The sequence below is a fragment of the Streptomyces sp. NPDC001714 genome, from assembly GCF_042892755.1.
Lineage (GTDB): Bacteria > Actinomycetota > Actinomycetes > Streptomycetales > Streptomycetaceae > Streptomyces.
Genome location: NZ_JBIAUL010000002.1, coordinates 577152 through 594991 on the forward strand (window position 1 = coordinate 577152; position 17840 = coordinate 594991).

The following is a 17840-nucleotide window of genomic DNA, read 5'->3' on the forward strand; positions in this document are numbered from 1 at the left end:
CACCATGAACACGGGCAAGGAGGCCGCGCGCGGCCTGACCGACATCGAGTCCTTCCTGTACCGGCACGCTCATCTGGAAGCGGCACGGCAGCGCGTCACGGTCTTCACCACACGGGTGCCGGGGCTGACCCGGGAGCAGAAGGTGGACATCGAGAGCTGGTACCTCGAGGAACAGACATATGTCGCCCGCATGGTGACGGAACACATCACGGCGCACGTCAGCGAGGTGCAGCAGCTCCACCGTGCCCGCGTCACGCGCTGGCTGCGCGGCACGCTCACCGCGATGATCCTCATCAGCGTGGCCATGGCCTTGTGTTTCGCCGTGCTCCTGAAGTCGTTGAGCTGAACTGCCCGGCGCGGCAGAGACCTCGCCCGGCCCGCTGGACACGAGAGGCGCCGGCAAGGCGATCGAGAGTGCCGCGAACGGCGTTGATGCTTCCGCAGTGTGCAGCCGGGGCGAATCACCAGATCATGCGATGCGCCCCGGGAGTGCACTGAGCCGCTGCGGCTGCTCGGGCGGGCACTGACGCGGTGCCGGCGCCCTGGCGTGACCGCCGCTCGTGGTGTGTCGCGCACCTGGTCACGTTTTCCGATCCTCGCTGGTCAATGGTTCGACAAGTCGGACGGAAGGCGGTGCCGGCGGGCCGCGCCATCCACCGCCCGTCCCGGTGCCGGCCGAATCACTCGATCTTGCGATGCGTCCGGACATCGTCATGACCCAGTCTGGCCTTGTTGGCGAAGAATGCATTCACTACCTGAACAGAGTCCTGATGTGGGCCGAGGGGCGGGCCGCGAGACCACGATGTCTCTGCCCGGCCGCCGTTGCTCCGGTAACAGCCCACGGCATTCCCCCGGGTCGGTTCTGCCGGCGGAGCGGGGCCGATCCGGATCTCTGGTTCAGCTGCGATTGGACCAGTCGTGACTTTCAGTTGCCGCTTTTCCCGTACCACCCGAACGAGCCAAGGGGACCCTCATGCCCGGCAACACCCCGGCCGTGCCGAGCACGTCGCGGGACGGCTTGTCGAAGCCGTCCGCCTGCCCGCGGTAGCGATGTGATCCCGCCACGCGACTGTCGCATCCGGAGAAACGAGGACCACAGGACCATGTATCTCGAGTCGTCCCCTGCGACGAGTGACCTTGACGAGGCCGTCTCCGCCTTTGTGCAGTACCGGGCCCGACTCTTCGGGATCGCCTACCGTGTGCTCGGCAGTGTGGCCGAGGCCGAGGACGTGGTCCAGGAGGTGTGGCTGCGTTGGCAGAAGACCGACCGCTCCGTGGTGGTGAGCCCCGTGGCCTTCCTGTCCAGCGCGACGACCCGCCTGGCCATCAACGTGGCGCAGTCGGCGCGGGTGCGCCGGGAGACCTACATCGGGCCCTGGTTGCCCGAGCCCGTCGACACCGGTTGTGATCCCGAGGTGGGCGCGCAGCGGGCGGAGGCTCTGGAGCTGGCCCTGTTGCTCGTGCTGGAGAAGCTGAGCCCCACCGAGCGGGCCGCGTACGTTCTGCGCGAGGCGTTCGACTACTCCTACCCGGAGATCGCCGAGATCCTGCAGCTCAGCGTCGTCAACGTCCGCCAGATCGTGAGCCGTTCGCGCAAGCGCCTGGCGGGCGAGCCGCGCGCGAGTGTGGACGCGGTGGAGCACCGACGCCTGCTGGACGCCTTCGTCGCAGCGGCTCGCACCGGCGATGTGGCCTCGCTGGAAGCCGTCCTCGCCCCTGACGTCGTCAGCCTGTCCGACGGCAACGGCCTCCGCGGGGCCGCCCGGGTACCTGTGGTGGGCCGTGCGCGGGTCGCCAACCTGGCCACCGCCACGCGGCGGTTCTGGCAGGGGACGGAGCTGCGACCGGTCCAGGCCAACGGCCGTACGGGCGTGATGATCTGCCGCGACGGTTCCCCCACCACGATCCTGACGATCGCTGCTTCCGGGGAAGGCATCCACCAGGTGATGTGGGTGTTCAGTCCCAGCAAGATCGCCGCGTTTCTGGACTCCGGCGCACGCCACGCACCTGCTCCCGGTCTTGCGCCGGTCGGCGGCTGAGCCGCACTCCCCGGTTGCCTCAGCCGGGCTCGACCGTCGCGGTGCGGTACATCTCGGCCGCGGTGACGGAGGCGGGGACGCCGAGCTCGGCGGCGACCGCCGTGATCGCGCCGGCCGGTGTCGGCGATGTCGCGCAGGAACCGCAACGGGCGGCGACAGGCGGCGGCAAACCCGGTCGGGTCCCGAACCGGCGGCCCCGGCGGTGTCGGACCGGGACCACAGGGGCAGCAGCGCGCCCCAGGCTGTGGTGCCGGTGACGATCGGTGCCGCGGCCGCCGCGCAGTGGTAGGGAAGTGCGATCGCCGTACGCGGACAGCGCCGGGCGAACTCCTCGGGCTCGCTCAGCCAGACCAGCCGTCGCAGGCGCAGCGCCTCCGCCACCGCGACAGGGCTCGACAGGGCCACCCGGGACCAGGGCGTCAGGTACTCCGCCCGCAGCCCCGCGGTCACCTCCGGCCGCAGCGTCCGCCCGTCGCGCCGGCAGGAAGACTGCACGCGCGGACACCCCCGTGTCGTGCATGGCGAACTCCAGCAGCCGGTCCAGCTCCGCCCGGCGAGCCGAGCCGGAGGCGAGCGGTACCCGCGCCGTCTTCCCGCATGGCGCACATACCAGCACCGTACGTCCGTACCGGCCGGCCCCGCGCGGGAGAGCCGGCCGGCTCCGCCGTCGCGGCAGTGGCCCGTGTCACAGAGCAACGCGTCATCCGGTCAATGGCCTGAAAAGGGACAAGCAGGGGCGCAATCGCGCTCCTGTCCGAGACCGGAATCGAGAACGGCGCCGCAGCACGGCGTGCCGCAGGTGCCTGCCTCGCCGCCACCCATCCGAGGACGACGATTCGATGATCAGCACAGACAGAGCGGCACCCCGTAGGCAGCCGAACATCCGCGAGCCCTCGGAGTCGGCGATCGCGATGCTCGACGAGCAGGGGACGGTGGTCGGATGGACGCGGGCCGCCGAGCGGCTGGTCGGGTACTCCGCCGGCGACGTCGTGGGCCGGTCGGCCTCGGCCGTCCTGCCGCACTCCGAGGAAGCGCCGACGACGGCGGAGTTCGTCGACCGGTGCCGTGCCCAGCGAGGCTGGTCGGGCACGACGACGGTACGGCACAGAGACGGGCACGGGCTCGACGTGAGCCTGCGGGTCTCGATGCTGTCGGGGCACGGCCAGACGGTCCGGTGGCTCGTCTCCGTGACCGGCATCGGCGAGGCCTCCGGGGAAGCGACGAACGGACTGGTGCGGGAGTCGCTGCTCGCCCGCGTCCCCATGGGGATCGTCGTGCGGGACCCGCAACTGCGGTGCACCTGGGTGAACGACACGATGGAGAGCCACGACGGCATTTCCCGCGACCGGCGGCTCGGACGGCGATTCACCGACGTACGGCCGGGGGCCGACGCCGAGGCACTCGAGTCGGCGATGCGAGAGGTGATGCGGGGCGGGTCCGCGAAGGTCCAGGACCATCGCACGTGGCTGCCGTCGAGCCCGCACCGGGAGCACACGTACGCCGCCTCGGTCTTCTGCCTCCAGGACGCCGACGGGCAGGTGCTGGGTGTGTGCGTCATCAGCGTCGACCTCACCGAGAGCCGGCGGGCGCGCGATCGCCTGGCCATCCTCAGCGAGGGCAGTACCCGCCTCGGCAGCAGCCTGGACGTGATGCGGACCAGCCAGGAACTGGCCGACCTGGCCGTGCCGCTGCTCGCCGACTACGTCGCCGTCGACCTCGAACAGTCGGTCCCGTTCGGCGAAGGGCCCCCGGTCCACATCGGCTCCACGGGCGAGCGCCCCCCTGTTTTCCGGCGCGCCGGTCTGGCGTCGATCCACCACGGGGTCCCGGAGTCCCCGTGGGCGCACGGCGAGGTCGTCCCGTGGCCGCCCGCCTCACCCTTCACCGACGTCCTGCGCACCGGGATGCCCCACCTGGAGCCGGTCCTGGACACCGCCCCGGGCACCTGGATCGACCAGGACCCGGCGCGGGCGCAGACGATCCACGAGAACGGCATTCACTCCCTGATGCTCATACCCATCCGTGCGCGGCGCGTCCTGCTGGGCATGGTGCTGTTCATCCGCACCTCGGACCCGGGGCCGTTCCAGGAGGTCGACGTGCTCCTCGCCGAGGAACTCGTCAGCCGCGCCGCGCTGGCGCTGGACAACGCGCGCCAGTACGCCCGCGAGCACACCGCCGCCCTTGCCCTCCAGCGGAACCTGCTCCCGCACCGCCTGAAGGGCGGCGCGGCGGTCGAGACGGCGTCCCGTTACCTCCCCGCCGACATGGACCACGGCGTCGGGGGCGACTGGTTCGACGTGATCCCGCTGTCCGGCGCGCGGGTGGCGCTCGTCGTCGGCGATGTGGTCGGACACGGGATCAACGCCGCCGCGACCATGGGCCGGCTCCGCACCGCCGTACGCACCCTCGCCGACATGGAGCTGCCCCCTGACGAACTGCTGACCCACCTCGACGACACGGTCCAGCGGCTGGCCGAGGAGGAAGCCGACGCTCCGGAGCAGTACTCCCCGGCGGTGGGCGCCACCTGCCTGTACGCGGTGTACGACCCGGTCACCCGCCGGTGCGCCATGGCGCGGGCCGGGCACCCGCCACCCGCGATCATCGACCCGCAGGGGCGGGTCGCCTTCCCCGACCTGCCCACCGGAACCCCGCTGGGCATGGGGCTGGGCGTCCCCTTCGAGGCCGCAGAGCTGGAGCTGCCCGAGGGAAGTCTCCTCGGCCTGTACACCGACGGCCTCATCGAGACCCGCGACCACGACATCGACGTGGGGATGCACCGCCTCGGCAGCGCCCTCGCCCAACCGGACCGTCCCCTGGAAGAACTCTGCGGCCACGCGATGGAGACCGTCCCGGGGCAGGCACCCTGCGACGACGCCACGCTGCTCCTCGTCCGGACCCGTACGCTCAGCCCCACCCAGGTGGCCACCTGGATGCTGCCCAGCGACCAGACCGCTGCCCGCAGTGCCCGGCACATGGCGGCCCGTCAGCTGACCGAATGGGGCCTGGGAGGCCTCGCGGACGCCACGAAGCTGATCGTCAGTGAACTGGTCACCAACGCCGTCCGCCACGGCAGCGGCCAGATCACCCTGCGCCTGATCCGGCACCAGGTCCTGACCTGCGAGGTGTTCGACGCGAGCGCCTGCGCCCCACGTCTGCGCAGCGCATGCACCCATGACGAGAACGGCCGCGGCCTCTTCCTGGTCGCCCAGTTGTCGCGCAGATGGGGCTTCCGCACCGTGCCGGGCGGCAAAGTGGTGTGGGCCGAGGAGGATCTGGCCCCCGCATCGTCACACCCACCGGCCCCCGGGGTTCCGCCCGTGCCCGCGGAACGACCCGTCCTCGTCTCCGCGACGGCCGCGGACTCCGGTGTCGTCGCGGGATGCGGGCCCTTGCCCTGGTAGTGGGTTCGGGATGCCGCGCGCTCCTGGTTTGTGGGGGCCGCCGTCCGGATGCAGGGTGGTTCCTGGAGCAGCAGTGCCGGACCATCCGCTCCGGGCAGCCCTACGGAGGTGCAGCAGTGTCGGCAGAGGACCCGGCGGCCGAGACCGCCGGACAGGACAACGGGTCGGCGTTCGGCCCCAGGATGCTGGCGGACGTCAAACCGCCCTTCGTTCCCGAGGGCGCTTCGGGCATGACCGTTCTCGTCGAGTGGCCGCCCGGTGACCCCGGGACCCCTCCGCACCGTCACTCGGGGCCGTGTTTCGGCTACGTCCTGGAAGGTGCGGTCCGGTGGGAGCTCGAAGGCGAGCCGGAACGTGTGATCAAGGCCGGCGAGACGTTCTGGGAGCCGGGCGGTGAGGTGATCCACTACCAGAACGGCAACGCCTCGTCGGAGGTGCCGGCCAAGTACATCGTGTTCATGATGTGCGCGCCGGGCCAGCCGATGCTCACCCTGGTCGACGACGAGGAACTGGAGAAACGGGCCCACTTGCGCGCCCCACGCCCCAGCGAGTGATCCGCCGGCTCGCAAGGAGGGTCCCAGCCGACATGGCAGGGGGACCGGCGTTGAGGGCACATATGGCCTGCGGCATGCTTGCCCCATGCGCAGCACAGACCCCACGGGCCACCTGGACCCCGGGCGCGAAGACCAGGCCGGGACCGGGCTGCGCCTCCGAGGACGGGACCGTGAGATCGCGGCCGTCCGCGAGGCTCTGGTGGCGGTGCGTGGCGGACGAGGCGCCTGCGTCGTCGTGGAAGGCGCGCCCGGCGTCGGCAAGAGCCGGCTCCTCGCGGATCTGGACGGGCGCGCGCGGCGGTGCGGGTTCGACGTGGTCTCCGTACGGGCCGACGAGTTCGATCAATATGCGGCAGGAGCCGCCCTGCAGTCCGTCCTGCACGCCCACGACGGTTCCGCCCGAGCCGCCGCGGGCCTGGACGACCAGCGACTCCGGTTGCTGGACAGCATTGCGGACACGCTGGAGGACCGGGCTCAGCGCGCGCCGGTACTCGTGCTCGTGGACGACGCACAATGGTCGGATCCGGCCACGCTCTTCGCGCTGCGCACGCTGCCCGGACGACTGGCCACCTCGCGGATCCTGTGGGTGCTGGCGGTACGGTCGGAGACCGAGCGCCCGACCGTGGCCAGGGTGCGGGAGGACCTCGAACGCCTCGGCGCCCGCTGGCTGACCCTCGGCCCGCTGCCCCAGCGGGAACTGGAGCACATCGCGGCCGACGTGCTCGGGGCGGAACCCTCACCCGGTCTGGCCAGGATGCTGCGAGGCGTCGCGGGCAACCCGTTCCTGGCGATCGAACTGGTGCGCTCTTTCCCCGGCACGGAGGCCGTCGCAGCAGGGACGGGCGCGGCAGGCCGCCTGTACCGCGACATACCCGTCGGCTTCCGGCAGGGTGTCGCCGCGCGTCTGCACCAGCTCCCGGAGGACGCCGCACGTCTCCTCCAGATCGGCTCCGTCCTCGGCCGCGAATTCGACCTCGGCACGGCGGCCCGCATGCTCGGGAGGCAGGTCGGCAGCCTGCTGTCCGGCGTGGAAGCCGCCCTGAACAGCGATCTGCTCTCGGCGGACGGCCCGCGGCTCGCCTTCCGCCACGACCTCCTGCGCCAGGCCGTCCACGAGAACCTGCCGCCGGCCGTGCGGACCGCGCTGCACCGGGAGGCCGCCGAGAGCCTGCGCGCCGACGGGGCACGGTCGGCGGAGGTGGCCTGGCATGTCGTCATGGCGGGCGGCCCGCTCGACGACGACGCCGTGACCATGCTGCACACCGCCGTACGGGAACTGTCGTCGACGGCCCCCGACGCGGCCGCGGACCTGGCCCAGCGGATCGCCGGCCTGCTGCCCCTGCGTGACCGGCGCCGCGTGGGACTGCTGACCGACGCCGCCGAGTACCTCGGCCGGACCCGCCGGGTTCACGAGGCGCTCGACCTGGTCGACGCGACCCTGTCGGACGGTCTGGAGCCGCCGCAGGAGGCGAACCTGCGCCTGGTGGCCGCCGAGATTCACCAGGCCGCGGGCGACGACGACGCGGCCATGACCCATCTGCAGCAGGCCCTGGACCTCCCTGCGCTGCCGCACGACCTGCGGGTCCTGCTGCTGAAGACCCAGGGGACGGGCCACGTGTACCTCGGGAACATCACCGCCGCCGAGCAGACGGACACCGGCCTGGTCGCGGACGCCTACCGGAGCCACGATCCAGCCGTCGTCGTCAGCGTCATGGTGTTCCAGTCGCAGACGTCCTTCTACCGTGGCCGCCTCGGCCGAGCGCTGGAGCTCGCCGAGGCCGCCACCGCCCGCGCCTACGCCGAGCCCACCGTGCCCTACCTGCGGCCCCCAAGAATTCCGGCGCTGTGGCTGGCCACGGTACTGACCAGCACAGACCGGCTCGGGGACACCGAGCGGGTGCTGCGTGAGGGCCGGCGCGAAGCGGAGGCGCTGGGCCTCGGCTGGTCACTGCCGCACTGGCATGCCCGGCGTGCCTGCGCCCTGCTCGAACAGGGCGCGCTGGACCACGCGGCCGTGGAGGCCGAGGCCGGCCTGGCCGTGGCGGACGAACTCGAGATCACCCAGCCGAATCCGCAGGCCCGCGCCGTGCTGGCACTGGTGGCGACCAGGCGCGGTGACCTCGCCGGGGCGAGGGACCAGCTCCGCGCGGCCGAAGCCGGTTCCGGCACGAACGCGCGGCGGTACGCCCTGTGGGTGTCACTCGCGCGCGCCTGCCTGGCGGACGCGGAGGGCAGGCACCAGGCAGCGGCGGCGGCACTCACGGGCAGCTTCGAGGACAGCGAGCCGACGCGGCTGCTCACCCTTCCGCCGTCCCACTGGCCCTCGATCGTGCGTATCGCGCTGCGCGGCGCCGAGCCGTCGGTCGCGCAGGCCGTGTCCGGCGCACTGGGCACCCTGACCGCGCGGGACGACAGTCAGCGGATCGGCGCGGCCGTCCGTGCCCATGCGGACGGCCTGCTCAACAGCGACCCGCGTGCCCTCATGTCCGCCGTCGCCGGCTACCGGAGCACTGGCAGGCGACTGGCTCTGGCCGCGGCGTGCGAGGACCTCGGCGAGCTCATGGCCGCCTCGGCCGAGACGGCGCAGGCGATCGCGTACTTCGAAGAAGCGGGTGAGCTGGTGTCGGCCTCGGGTGCCCGGGGCGACGGCGAACGGCTGAGGCGGCGGCTACGGCAGCTGGGCGTGCGCGCGGGCGCCCCCCGGCTCGACACGGTCGGCTCCCCGGGGTGGGGGAGTCTGACCGAATCCGAGCGGAAACTGATCCCGCTCGTCGTGGCCGGGCTCACCAACCGGGCGATCGCCGACCGGCTCCACGTGTCCGTGCACACCGTCAACACCCACATGAGACACATCTTCACCAAGCTCGACATCAACATCCGTGTCGAACTGACCCGGCTGGCCGTCGAACGGGGCGATGTCGCCGACGGGACCGGATGAGCGGTGCCCCGGTTCCGGAGGCGCGGGCTGCGGCGCCGAAGGCCGCACCTCAGACGAAGGCGCTCTGCCCGGTTATGGACTTGCCGACGATGAGGGTCTGCATCTGACGGGTGCCCTCGTAGGAGTAGAGGGCCTCGGCGTCGGCGAAGAATCGTGCGACGTCGTAGTCGAGGACGATGCCGTTGCCGCCGAAGATCTCCCGGCCGGCCGCGACGACCTCGCGCATCCGGGACGTGGTGAACCCCTTGGCCAGCGCCGAGTGGTCGTCGCGGAAGATGCCCTGGTCCTGCAGCCGGGCGAGCTGCACCAGCATGCCCCAGGACGCGGTGATGTCGCCCAGGCTCTTCACCAGCAGGTCCTGCACCAACTGGAATCCGGCGATCGGACGCCCGAACTGCCGCCGCTCCTTGGCGTAGCCGAGTGCGAGCTCGTAGGCGCCGATCATGACGCCCAGAGCCTGCCAGGCGACACCGCTGCGGGTGAAGCGCAGGATCTCCGCGACGTCCCTGAAGGAGTTGATGTTCTGGAGGCGGTCGGCCTCCGGGACCCGTACGTCGGTCAGGGTGATCTCGGCGTTCTCCACGATCCGGAGCGCGATCTTGCCCTCGATCTTCACCGGCACGAACCCGGGGGTGCCCTTCTCGACGACGAAGCCCTTGACCTGGTTGTCGTCCACGTCCCGCGCCCACACCACGACGTGGTCGGCGAAGGTGGCGTTGCCGATCCACCTCTTCGTGCCGTTGAGCACCCAAGTGCCGCCCCGGCGCTCGGCGGTGGTGCGCATGCCGCCGGAGACGTCGGAGCCACCCAGCGGTTCGGTCATGGCGAAGGCGCCGATCTTCTCCATCGAGGCCATGGCGGGCAGCCATCTCTCGCGCTGCTCCTGGTCGCCACCGGTGAGGATGGAGTAGAAGCTGAGGCCGTTGTGGACACCGAAGAAGGTGGCGACCGAGGCGTCGACGCGACTCATCTCCATCGCGAGCATGCCGCCGAGCAGATGGCTGGCGGCGGGCTGGTGGTCACCGTAACCCTCGTACGACAGGGCGGTCAGGCCGCTCCCGCGGAACCTCTCGATCAGTTCCACGGGGAACTCGCCCCTGTCCCAGTACCCGTTGACCAACGGCTTCACCTCGTCACGCAGGAAGGCGCGGGCCTTGCGCAGTATCGTGCGTTCCTCGTCCGGGAGAAGCGCCTCGTAGCGGTAGAAGTCGGCGGCGAGCAGGTCGTCCGACAGCGCAGGGGGAGTGGTGGTCATGTCGTTCTCCTGGAAGGTCTTCGTTTCGGTCAATGGGGCATCAGAAGCATGACCAGCGTTCCCATGGCCGTCGCTCCGTCCCAGAAGCGGTGGCACACACCGCTCAGGCTGGTCGAGTCGGCCACCGTGCCGGTGGTTGCGCGCAGCGCGGGCATGTCGCGGGTCAGCGCCTGCAGAGCACAGGTGAGCAGGTACAGCGCCAACACTCCGGTGACGACGCTGCCGGCCCTCGACTCGCCCATGGAGTGGCTGACCTGCATGGCCTGGTATGCCGTCGGAACGCCGTCGGCCATGGTCCGGTGCCCATGCCCCGCCGCGCGGTACGACATCCAGGTCATCGCCGCCATGCCCACCGCGTAGGGCAGTCTCCGCACCGTTGCCGACAGCTGTCCCTCCTGGCCGTTCCTGACGGCGGTCAGCGGGAACCACAGTGCGGCGGCGGCGAAGAAGACCGACTGCGGCAGCGCGGGCAGGGCGCCGCCCCAGCTCCACGGCATCACTGCCATGGTCAGCGCCATGGCGGCGTGCAGCAGATGGTCGACGCGGCTGCGGCAGCCACCGGTCCGGGCCACGACACTCTGCCGGAGCGCTCGGACAGCGGCCGCCGCGAACAAGGCGGTCAGCATGTAGTGGACAACGTCAGTGGCACTCATGCCGAGTCGCACCCTCCCACGGAGCCGTCGGGATCCGTGTCGGAACTGGCTTGTGTGAGCGGGCGGGTGGTCAGCCGGTGGGACGCGGGGCGCGCAGATGGGCCCGTTCGGCCAGTTCCTTCTCACCGACGAGTTCGAGCATCGGCCTGCCCGGCGCGCACATCATGGTCACGACGAACCGGGTCCGCGCATGCGTCAGCGCGTTGCCGTCCTGGTAATGGATCACATCACCACCCGGCTCCCAGAACGTCCCACCGGCTTCGACGACGCGCTCGGGCTTGCCCTCCAGCTCGAAACGGACCGCTCCCTCGATGACGTACCCGAAGGCCGGTCCCGAGTGGCGGTGCGGCGGCGTTCCCGGGTCGCCGGGCTCCCACTCGACCTGAATGGTCATCGCCGACGCACCCTCGGGAATGGCGAGTGGTGCGGCGTCCTGAAGCACCGTCACCGCCGTCTTCCAGCCTTCCGACTTCTCCGGCATCGTGTTGCACCTCCGTAGATCCACTGCGTCCTGGGCCGGATATACCGCGCGACCGGAACATCTCCGGACAGACATGCCGCCGACCGGCCGGGTGTTCCCACGTCCTGGTCCCACGCACGTCCCGCAGTGATGACCGGACGCACGGTGAATCCGTGACACAGCAGGCTGCGCCGCGATGTCACAACACCGGCGCGAACGCCGGACCGGGCTCTGGTGCGAGGGCGACGCCCAGCAGTTCCCCGAGCCGCGTCGTGGAGTGCTCTGCGCTGCGATGCAGAACAGTGGCCATTCCCAGGGCCTCGGCGGGCGGCAGGTTCTCCGCGTTGTCGTCGACGAAGACGCAGTCCCCGCCGGGCACTTCGAGCATCGTGAGGAGCAGCCGATACGCAGCCGGGTCCGGTTTGCGCAGTCCGTGCCGCCCGGAGACGAACGCCGCGTCGAAGGCCGTGTCGATGTCGAAGCCCCGGTACATGTTCCACGGCGCCAAGCCCATGCTGTTGGACAGCAGACCCGTCTTCAGGCCGCAGGCGCGGGCCCGGGCCAGCACCGCCACCATGGAATCGTCGAGACGGGAGTCCGCGAAGATCCGGCCCAGCAGGTCGGTGCTGTCGATGCCCAGCGCCCGGCCCATGCGCAGGTTCCAGTCGGACTGAGTGGCCCTGCCGCGTTCGAGGTCGTGAGTGAGCGCGACCATCGCCGGATTCCGGTACCAGCCGTGCTCCACCGCCCCCTCGGGCAGGCCCTCGCGGGCTTCGAAGCCGCGCACCGCATCGTCGAGCGATGTCGTGAGCACACCGCCGAAGTCCACTATGAGACATGTTCTCGGCACAGTTCTCCGAACCTCTCTCCCGCACCGTCTGCCGGGACCCGGGCCGCACTGTCACGCACGGTGCTTGTCGGTGATCTCCCGGTACTCCGGCAAGGTCGGCTTGGGGATCTGCGAGCCGTCGCCGTAGAGGGCACGGCTGACCCCGATCCGCAGGCGCCGGGCGAGGCGGGCGCCGGCACCCCGGTCGCCCGTGTCGCCGCTCGCGCGGGGGGCGATCGGTGTGTACTGCTCATGCTGTGTCAGGAGGTGGAGCTCCGCCTGGCCGAGAGGCTCGTGCACCTCGACGAACTCGCCGTGCGGCAGGCGCTTGACGACGCCCGTCTCGCGACCGTGCAGCACCTTGTCGCGATCCCTGAGTTGCAGACCGAGGGCCCACCGCTTCGCCACGGCGTAGGCCGCGACGGGCACGACGAACAGGCCGATGCGGACCGCCCACGTGACTGATTCGACCGAGAGGTGGAACCGGGTGGCGATGATGTCGTTCGCGGCGCCGATGAGCGACACCAGATAGAAGCCGATCCAGGCGACACCGAGTGCCGTGCGCACGGGGCGGTTGCGCGGTCTGTCGAGAAGGTGCTGCTCACGATCGTCCCCGGTCACCCAGGACTCGACGAACGGATATGCGCCCATGGCCAGGAAGAAGCCGACGCCCGCCACCAGCGGAATCAGGTTGTCCAAGGCCAGGGTGTGGCCCCACAGGGCGATCTCCCAGCCCGGCATGACGCGCAGCAGTCCGTCCGCCACGCCCATGTACCAGTCGGGCTGCGAGCCGGCCGAGACCTGGTCGACGCGGTAGGGGCCGTACAGCCAGATGGGATTGATCTGCGCGAGGGCCGCGATCGCGAAGATGACACCGCCGACCAGGAAGAAGACACCCACGGACTTCACCGCCCGCACCTTGGGCGGCAGGCCCACCAGGTTCCTGTTGCTCCGGCCCGGGCCCGGATACTGCGTGTGCCGGTGGCGGAGCAGCAGGATCAGATGGGCCACGAGCAGTCCCACCATGAGGGCCGGGATGACCAGGACATGGATCGCGTTGAAGCGCGCCACCAGTTCACCGCCCGGGAACCCGCCTCCGAAGAGAAACATCGAAAGGTAGGTTCCGGCGACGGGTATGGAAAGGATCGTCCCGTTCACGACGGCGAGCCCGGTGCCGGAAAGAAGGTCGTCCGGCAGGTCGTATCCGGTCAGTCCTGCGAACATTCCGAGGACCAGCAGCAGGAAGCCGAACAGCCACTGGAATTCACGGGGTTTGCGGAAGGCCCCGGTGAAGAACACGCGCAGCATGTGGATGAGCATGGCCCCGATGAACACCAGGGCCGCCCAGTGATGCGCCTGCCGGATCAACAGGCCGCCCCGGACGTCGAAGGAGACGTGCAGGGTGGAGTTGTACGCCTCCGACACCGTCTGCCCCCGCAACGGCAGGTAACTGCCGTTGTACTGCACCTCTTTCATCGACGGATGGAAGTACAGGCTCAGATAGACCCCGGTCACGACAATGACGACGAAACTGTAGAGACAGATCTCCCCCAACAAGAAGGACCAGTGGTCGGGGAAAGCCTTGCGTGCTCTGGCCCGCAGCAGGCTGTACGGGCCCAGGCGTCCGTCCGCCCAGCGGGCGATGCGCTCCCCGCCGCCTCCTTCGGCCACTTCTTCCTTCTGGCTCGGATCATCCATGCCCCGGCAACCATTCCTCACCCGGCCCGAAAAGGGGCCCTCTCGATGCCATGAGCCCGTCTTGCAGCCGGACAGGGAACGGATACGGCAGGTCAGTCGCTTGTCGTGGGCAGAACCGAGTCAGCGGGCGCCCGATCTGCACTCCCTGGGCGAGCAGGCTCATGACTGCTTCCACCCATATGACCGAGCAGGACGCGTGGATGTGACACGCCAGGCCCCGAGGTGGCCGTCAGCGTCGTCGCGCAGCCTCATCAGGCGGCGCTCGCCCTCCGTCGTCCCACCCCAGATGCCCTCCACCTGCCCGACCCGCATGGCCCAGCCGAGGCACTGCTCGATGACCGGGCACCGACGGCAGACGGCCTTGGCCTCGGTGACCTGAACCTGCGTCAGGCCGCCGGTGCCTATGGGGAAGAACAGATCGGGGTCGACGCGCAGGCAGGCTCCTCGTTCACGCCAGTGCGCTGTGTGGTCGCGTTGTGCTGTAGCCATGACAGAGAAAACCTCCAGGGGTTGTCATCTGAGACGGGACACCTGGCCGGTGTGTGACAAGGCGGCGCGCACCCGCTCAGACCACGATCTTTCGGGGGTTGAAGTTGCCGCCCGGGTCGGCGGCGCCGAAGAGGCCCGACATGATCGCGACCCCCTGGGGGGAGATGTCCTCCTCCAGCCAGGGCGCGTGCTCCAGGCCCACCCCGTGGTGGTGCGAGATCGTGCCGCCGGCGTCGACGAACGCCTGCTGGATCGCGCGCTTGACGGTGTCGTACTCGCCGAGCGGGTCGTCACCGAAGACGAAGGCGAACGTGAAGTAGAGGCAGGCTCCGGAGTGATAGGAGTGCGACATGTGCGACATGGTCCAGCCGGTGCGGCCGATGTCCTCGTAGGCGAGGTCGGCCGCCTCGTAGACCGCCGCGTGGATGCCGCGGAGCTTCGACCACGGGCCGGCGGTCTCGCTCACGTCGCCGGCGGCACCGCGGTCGAGCAGGAAGTCGCGGATGTAGGGCGTGTCGAACTTCTTCTGGTCGTAGAGCGCACCGGGTCCCCTGCCGACGCCGATGCCGTGATGCCTGCGCACGATCCGGTCGACGATCGACTTCTGGCGTTTCACGTGTGCCTTGTCGCCCTCGAAGCCGATGAAGGAGAGGCACATCTCGTCCAGGTTCCAGCCACGCCGCCTGAGGTACGCCATGAGGCCGGCCTGTGCCGTCTTCCGAATGCCCCTCGACTCCTTGCTCGTCGCCAGGGAGAAGCCCGTCTCGTGCGCGTCCGAGACTCGGGTGACCGAGGGCGACACGTCGCTCTCGGCGATCTCCTGCATCGCCGCGAGGCCGTGGTCGAGATTCCTGAAGAAGTAGGCGTGGATCGCCCGCTTCGCGGGGAGCCGGTGCACCTGCACCGTGACCTCGGTGATGACGCCGAGCCGCCCCTCGGAGCCCAGCACCATCTCCCGGACGCTCGGCCCGGTCGACGCGCTCGGCACGGCACGGATCACGAGGACCCCACCGGCCCGCACGACACGCAGCCCCTTGACGATGTCCGCTATGTCGCCGTACTTGTCCGACTGCATGCCGGACGAGCGCGTGGCGACCCACCCGCCCAGCGTCGAGTGGCTGAACGAGTCGGGGAAGTGCCCCATCGTCCAGCCCTCCTGGTTGAGTCGGGCCTCGAGACCAGGCCCCTGCGCCCCGGCCTGCACCCGTGCCAGGCCGGAGTCGGGGTCGATCTCCAGCACCCGGTCGAGGCGGCCGAGGTCGAGCGAGACGACCACCCGGTCCTCGTCCACGTGCGGCTCCAGGCTGCCCGCGATATTGCTGCCGCCCCCGAAGGGAATGATCACGGCGTCCGCTTCGACGGCCGCGTCGACGACCCTCCGCACCTCCGCCTCGTCGGCCGGGTAGACGACCACATCGGGACTGCGCCCCATCTCGCCGGCCCGGATGCGGACCAGGTCACGCAGGCTCTTGCCGTAGGTGTGGACGACGCGGGACAGGTCGTCCACGACGGCGTTCCCGGCTCCGACGATGTCCGTCAGCAGCGTGACGAATCCCTCCGGCGCCGTCGAGGGCGGCACCTTCGACTGCGCGAAGTCGGGACCTTCGGTGGTGTGTTCGCCCGCCTGGAGATCGAGGCCGATGGCCCGCTGTACGAACGGCGCGAAACCAGGCTTGTCCTCGTGTCGGAAGCCGACACCTTCCACGCCCCAGCCCCACCACTTCATGTGTTTCACATCAGCGGTGCGCGTCGCGTCGGTGCGGCCGACAGGTTCGGTCACGAGCGGTCTCCTTCGGGAATACGACGTGAGGTCGCACTCACGCCGAGGATGCGTTCGGAGTTCTCCTCGGTGAGGGTGAGGATCGCCGAGCGGATACGTTCGGTGAACTCGCTCCTCAACTCCCCGGGGAAAGTGGTGAGCGGTTCGCCGAAGACGACCCCGACCGGCAGTCGGCCGGGCTTCGGCCAGTTCGATCCGCGAGGATGCGCCGCATGCGCGCCGATGACGGCGACGGGGAGCACCGGCACCTCGGCCGACGAGGCGAGTGCCGCCGCCCCCGGCTTGAACGTTCCGAGCGAACCGTCGCGCGATCGGGTCCCCTCCGGAAAGATCAGGAGCGGCACTCCCCGGTTCAGCAGTGCCTTGGCGCTCACGGCGCGGGTGCTCACTCCGCGCGCGTTCGCTCCGGTGCGGTCGACCGGGAAGGCGTTGAAGAAGAGGGCCGTCAGGCCGCGCCGCCGCCACACGTCGAAGAAGTAGTCAGCGGCGGCTCCCACCGCGAGGTAGCGCGCCAGCCGGCGCGGCAGCGCGCCCATGATGAGTGGCGTGTCCAGATGCGAGGTGTGATTGGCGACGACGACATACGAGTCCTCGACGTTCGCCAACCGCTCGCGCCCGAGCACCGTGACGCTGGTCACGCTCCAGACGAGGGGCTTCAGCAGCCCCCGCTGTGCGATGAAACGCGCCGCAGCGTGTGAGCGCGAGGTGAAACGGTCGCGTATCGCCGCAGGCATCCGCTTCCTTCCCGTGCGGGTTCGCCCGCACTGATTCCTTCAGTGAGTGAGGCTGTCGTTGCGGCTGGACGAGATCCGTCGCGAGATCCACCGCACCGTGTGGCGTGGCAGATGACGTGTGAACCAGATGAGCAACCGGTACCGGAAGCTCGGCACGGAGATCACCCGTCCGCGGCGGACGTCGCGCAGAGTCGTCTCGACGACTCGCCGGGCGTCGAGCCAGAGGAAGTCCGGAATGCTCGACGAGCGCATTCCGGCCCGCGTGTGGAATTCGGTGCGGACCCAGCCCGGGCAGAGTGCCGTCACGGTGACGCCCGTTCCGTGGAGCTCGTTAGCCAGTCCCTCCGAGAGCGAGGTCACGAAGGCCTTGACCGCCGAATAACTTCCCATCGTGACGAACCCGGCCGTGCTCGACACATTGACGACCGCACCGTGCCCGCGTTCACGCATGGCCCGCCCGGCGGCGCCGGCGAGCACCAGCACCGCACGCCCCATGACCTCGATCGCCCGGTCGTGCGGAGCGGTGTCGGCCGAGGTCATCGGTGCGTGCACGCCGAAACCGGCGTTGTTCACGAGCATGTCCACCGGACGGGCGGCGTCCGCCAGCCGGGCGGCGACACGTTCGACGTCGGCACGATCGGACAGGTCGGCGGGCAGCACCTCGACGGCACGGCCCCGGGATTCGAGCTCGGCGGCCATCCGGCCCAGCCGCTCCCTGTCGCGCGCCACCAGGACCAGGTCCCAGCCGCGGTCCGCCAGGGCGCGCGCGAACGCCGCCCCGATCCCGGAGGTGGCACCGGTGACAAGGGCGACCCGCGTACGGCTCAGCACGGTCTCACCCGCCCTCTACCCGACATCCGAGATCCCCGCTCGGCCGACGACCGGCTCCGACAGCCGCACCGGGTGACTTGCCTCGTACAACGGCAGATGGCTGAGTCCACGCGCCTGTCACACCTTTCGTTTCCGGGGTCATCGCGATAGACCGGACACGCCTGCGTCTTGTGACACGA

At 70.2% G+C, this 17840-nt stretch carries 15 protein-coding genes; 5 read left to right on the forward strand and 10 right to left on the reverse strand.

The features are described from left to right. Nucleotides 1–4: 4 nt before the first annotated feature. Both ACFY0P_RS07220 and ACFY0P_RS07225 read left to right on the forward strand, forming a co-directional pair. Entirely contained in the window at nucleotides 5–346 is a 342-nt protein-coding gene (locus tag ACFY0P_RS07220; protein ID WP_388908270.1) for a hypothetical protein, read from the forward strand. A gap of 757 nt (nucleotides 347–1103) precedes the next feature. After that, on the forward strand, nucleotides 1104–2039 hold the full coding sequence (locus ACFY0P_RS07225; protein ID WP_388908271.1) for an RNA polymerase sigma-70 factor: 936 nt from the start codon (nucleotides 1104–1106) through the stop codon (nucleotides 2037–2039). A 19-nt stretch (nucleotides 2040–2058) separates the two neighbouring features. Here the strand turns inward: ACFY0P_RS07225 and ACFY0P_RS07230 are convergent, their stop codons facing one another. After that, nucleotides 2059–2208 carry a hypothetical protein gene (locus tag ACFY0P_RS07230; RefSeq protein WP_388908272.1) on the reverse strand — a complete coding sequence of 50 codons (150 nt, stop codon included), beginning with the start codon at nucleotides 2206–2208 and terminating at the stop codon, nucleotides 2059–2061. A gap of 670 nt (nucleotides 2209–2878) precedes the next feature. On the opposite strand from ACFY0P_RS07230, the gene ACFY0P_RS07235 reads away from it, so the two are divergent. The 3 genes from ACFY0P_RS07235 to ACFY0P_RS07245 all read left to right on the forward strand — a co-directional run bounded on the left by ACFY0P_RS07235 (nucleotide 2879) and on the right by ACFY0P_RS07245 (nucleotide 8932). Beyond that, nucleotides 2879–5440, forward strand: coding sequence for a SpoIIE family protein phosphatase (locus ACFY0P_RS07235; protein WP_388908274.1), 2562 nt, complete (start codon nucleotides 2879–2881; stop codon nucleotides 5438–5440). 182 nt (nucleotides 5441–5622) lie between these two features. Beyond that, complete coding sequence (locus ACFY0P_RS07240) at nucleotides 5623–5994, forward strand: cupin domain-containing protein (protein ID WP_388908848.1); 372 nt, start codon at nucleotides 5623–5625, stop codon at nucleotides 5992–5994. Nucleotides 5995–6079: 85 nt separating this feature from the next. Next, a complete protein-coding gene (locus ACFY0P_RS07245; RefSeq protein ID WP_388908276.1) occupies nucleotides 6080–8932 on the forward strand; it encodes an AAA family ATPase in 2853 nt (950 codons plus the stop codon). A 49-nt stretch (nucleotides 8933–8981) separates the two neighbouring features. Here the strand turns inward: ACFY0P_RS07245 and ACFY0P_RS07250 are convergent, their stop codons facing one another. The 9 genes from ACFY0P_RS07250 to ACFY0P_RS07290 form a co-directional block, all read right to left on the reverse strand. Further along, nucleotides 8982–10187, reverse strand: coding sequence for an acyl-CoA dehydrogenase family protein (locus ACFY0P_RS07250; protein ID WP_388908278.1), 1206 nt, complete (start codon nucleotides 10185–10187; stop codon nucleotides 8982–8984). A gap of 29 nt (nucleotides 10188–10216) precedes the next feature. Next, the gene (locus tag ACFY0P_RS07255; RefSeq protein WP_388908280.1) at nucleotides 10217–10840 is read right to left on the reverse strand and encodes a DUF5134 domain-containing protein; all 624 of its coding nucleotides are present in this window, start codon (nucleotides 10838–10840) and stop codon (nucleotides 10217–10219) included. A gap of 70 nt (nucleotides 10841–10910) precedes the next feature. Next, a complete protein-coding gene (locus tag ACFY0P_RS07260; RefSeq protein ID WP_388908282.1) occupies nucleotides 10911–11321 on the reverse strand; it encodes a cupin domain-containing protein in 411 nt (136 codons plus the stop codon). A gap of 178 nt (nucleotides 11322–11499) precedes the next feature. Then, nucleotides 11500–12150 carry an HAD family hydrolase gene (locus ACFY0P_RS07265; RefSeq protein ID WP_388908284.1) on the reverse strand — a complete coding sequence of 217 codons (651 nt, stop codon included), beginning with the start codon at nucleotides 12148–12150 and terminating at the stop codon, nucleotides 11500–11502. A gap of 51 nt (nucleotides 12151–12201) precedes the next feature. Next, nucleotides 12202–13827: a cytochrome bc complex cytochrome b subunit gene (locus ACFY0P_RS07270; protein WP_388908286.1), complete on the reverse strand. Its 1626-nt coding sequence runs from the start codon at nucleotides 13825–13827 to the stop codon at nucleotides 12202–12204. Between the two features lie 159 nt (nucleotides 13828–13986). Beyond that, complete coding sequence (locus tag ACFY0P_RS07275; RefSeq protein WP_388908288.1) at nucleotides 13987–14316, reverse strand: WhiB family transcriptional regulator; 330 nt, start codon at nucleotides 14314–14316, stop codon at nucleotides 13987–13989. Nucleotides 14317–14392: 76 nt separating this feature from the next. After that, complete coding sequence (locus ACFY0P_RS07280; protein ID WP_388908289.1) at nucleotides 14393–16096, reverse strand: FAD-binding oxidoreductase; 1704 nt, start codon at nucleotides 16094–16096, stop codon at nucleotides 14393–14395. Next, a complete protein-coding gene (locus ACFY0P_RS07285; protein ID WP_388908291.1) occupies nucleotides 16093–16830 on the reverse strand; it encodes a lysophospholipid acyltransferase family protein in 738 nt (245 codons plus the stop codon). The genes ACFY0P_RS07280 and ACFY0P_RS07285 overlap by 4 nt, the downstream gene beginning before the upstream one ends. Before the next feature lie 39 nt (nucleotides 16831–16869). Beyond that, nucleotides 16870–17661 carry an SDR family NAD(P)-dependent oxidoreductase gene (locus ACFY0P_RS07290; RefSeq protein WP_388908293.1) on the reverse strand — a complete coding sequence of 264 codons (792 nt, stop codon included), beginning with the start codon at nucleotides 17659–17661 and terminating at the stop codon, nucleotides 16870–16872. Nucleotides 17662–17840: the final 179 nt, after the last annotated feature.

Excerpts from the sequence above, each read along its gene's own strand:
- ACFY0P_RS07260 (WP_388908282.1), bottom strand. The coding sequence starts at position 11,321 with ATGCCGGAGAAGTCGGAAGGCTGGAAGACGGCGGTGACGGTGCTTCAG.
- ACFY0P_RS07275 (WP_388908288.1), bottom strand. The coding sequence starts at position 14,316 with ATGGCTACAGCACAACGCGACCACACAGCGCACTGGCGTGAACGAGGA.
- ACFY0P_RS07220 (WP_388908270.1), top strand. The coding sequence starts at position 5 with ATGAACACGGGCAAGGAGGCCGCGCGCGGCCTGACCGACATCGAGTCC.
- ACFY0P_RS07235 (WP_388908274.1), top strand. The coding sequence starts at position 2,879 with ATGATCAGCACAGACAGAGCGGCACCCCGTAGGCAGCCGAACATCCGC.
- ACFY0P_RS07285 (WP_388908291.1), bottom strand. The coding sequence starts at position 16,830 with ATGCCTGCGGCGATACGCGACCGTTTCACCTCGCGCTCACACGCTGCG.
- ACFY0P_RS07255 (WP_388908280.1), bottom strand. The coding sequence starts at position 10,840 with ATGAGTGCCACTGACGTTGTCCACTACATGCTGACCGCCTTGTTCGCG.
- ACFY0P_RS07225 (WP_388908271.1), top strand. The coding sequence starts at position 1,104 with ATGTATCTCGAGTCGTCCCCTGCGACGAGTGACCTTGACGAGGCCGTC.
- ACFY0P_RS07250 (WP_388908278.1), bottom strand. The coding sequence starts at position 10,187 with ATGACCACCACTCCCCCTGCGCTGTCGGACGACCTGCTCGCCGCCGAC.
- ACFY0P_RS07240 (WP_388908848.1), top strand. The coding sequence starts at position 5,623 with ATGCTGGCGGACGTCAAACCGCCCTTCGTTCCCGAGGGCGCTTCGGGC.
- ACFY0P_RS07245 (WP_388908276.1), top strand. The coding sequence starts at position 6,080 with ATGCGCAGCACAGACCCCACGGGCCACCTGGACCCCGGGCGCGAAGAC.
- ACFY0P_RS07270 (WP_388908286.1), bottom strand. The coding sequence starts at position 13,827 with ATGGATGATCCGAGCCAGAAGGAAGAAGTGGCCGAAGGAGGCGGCGGG.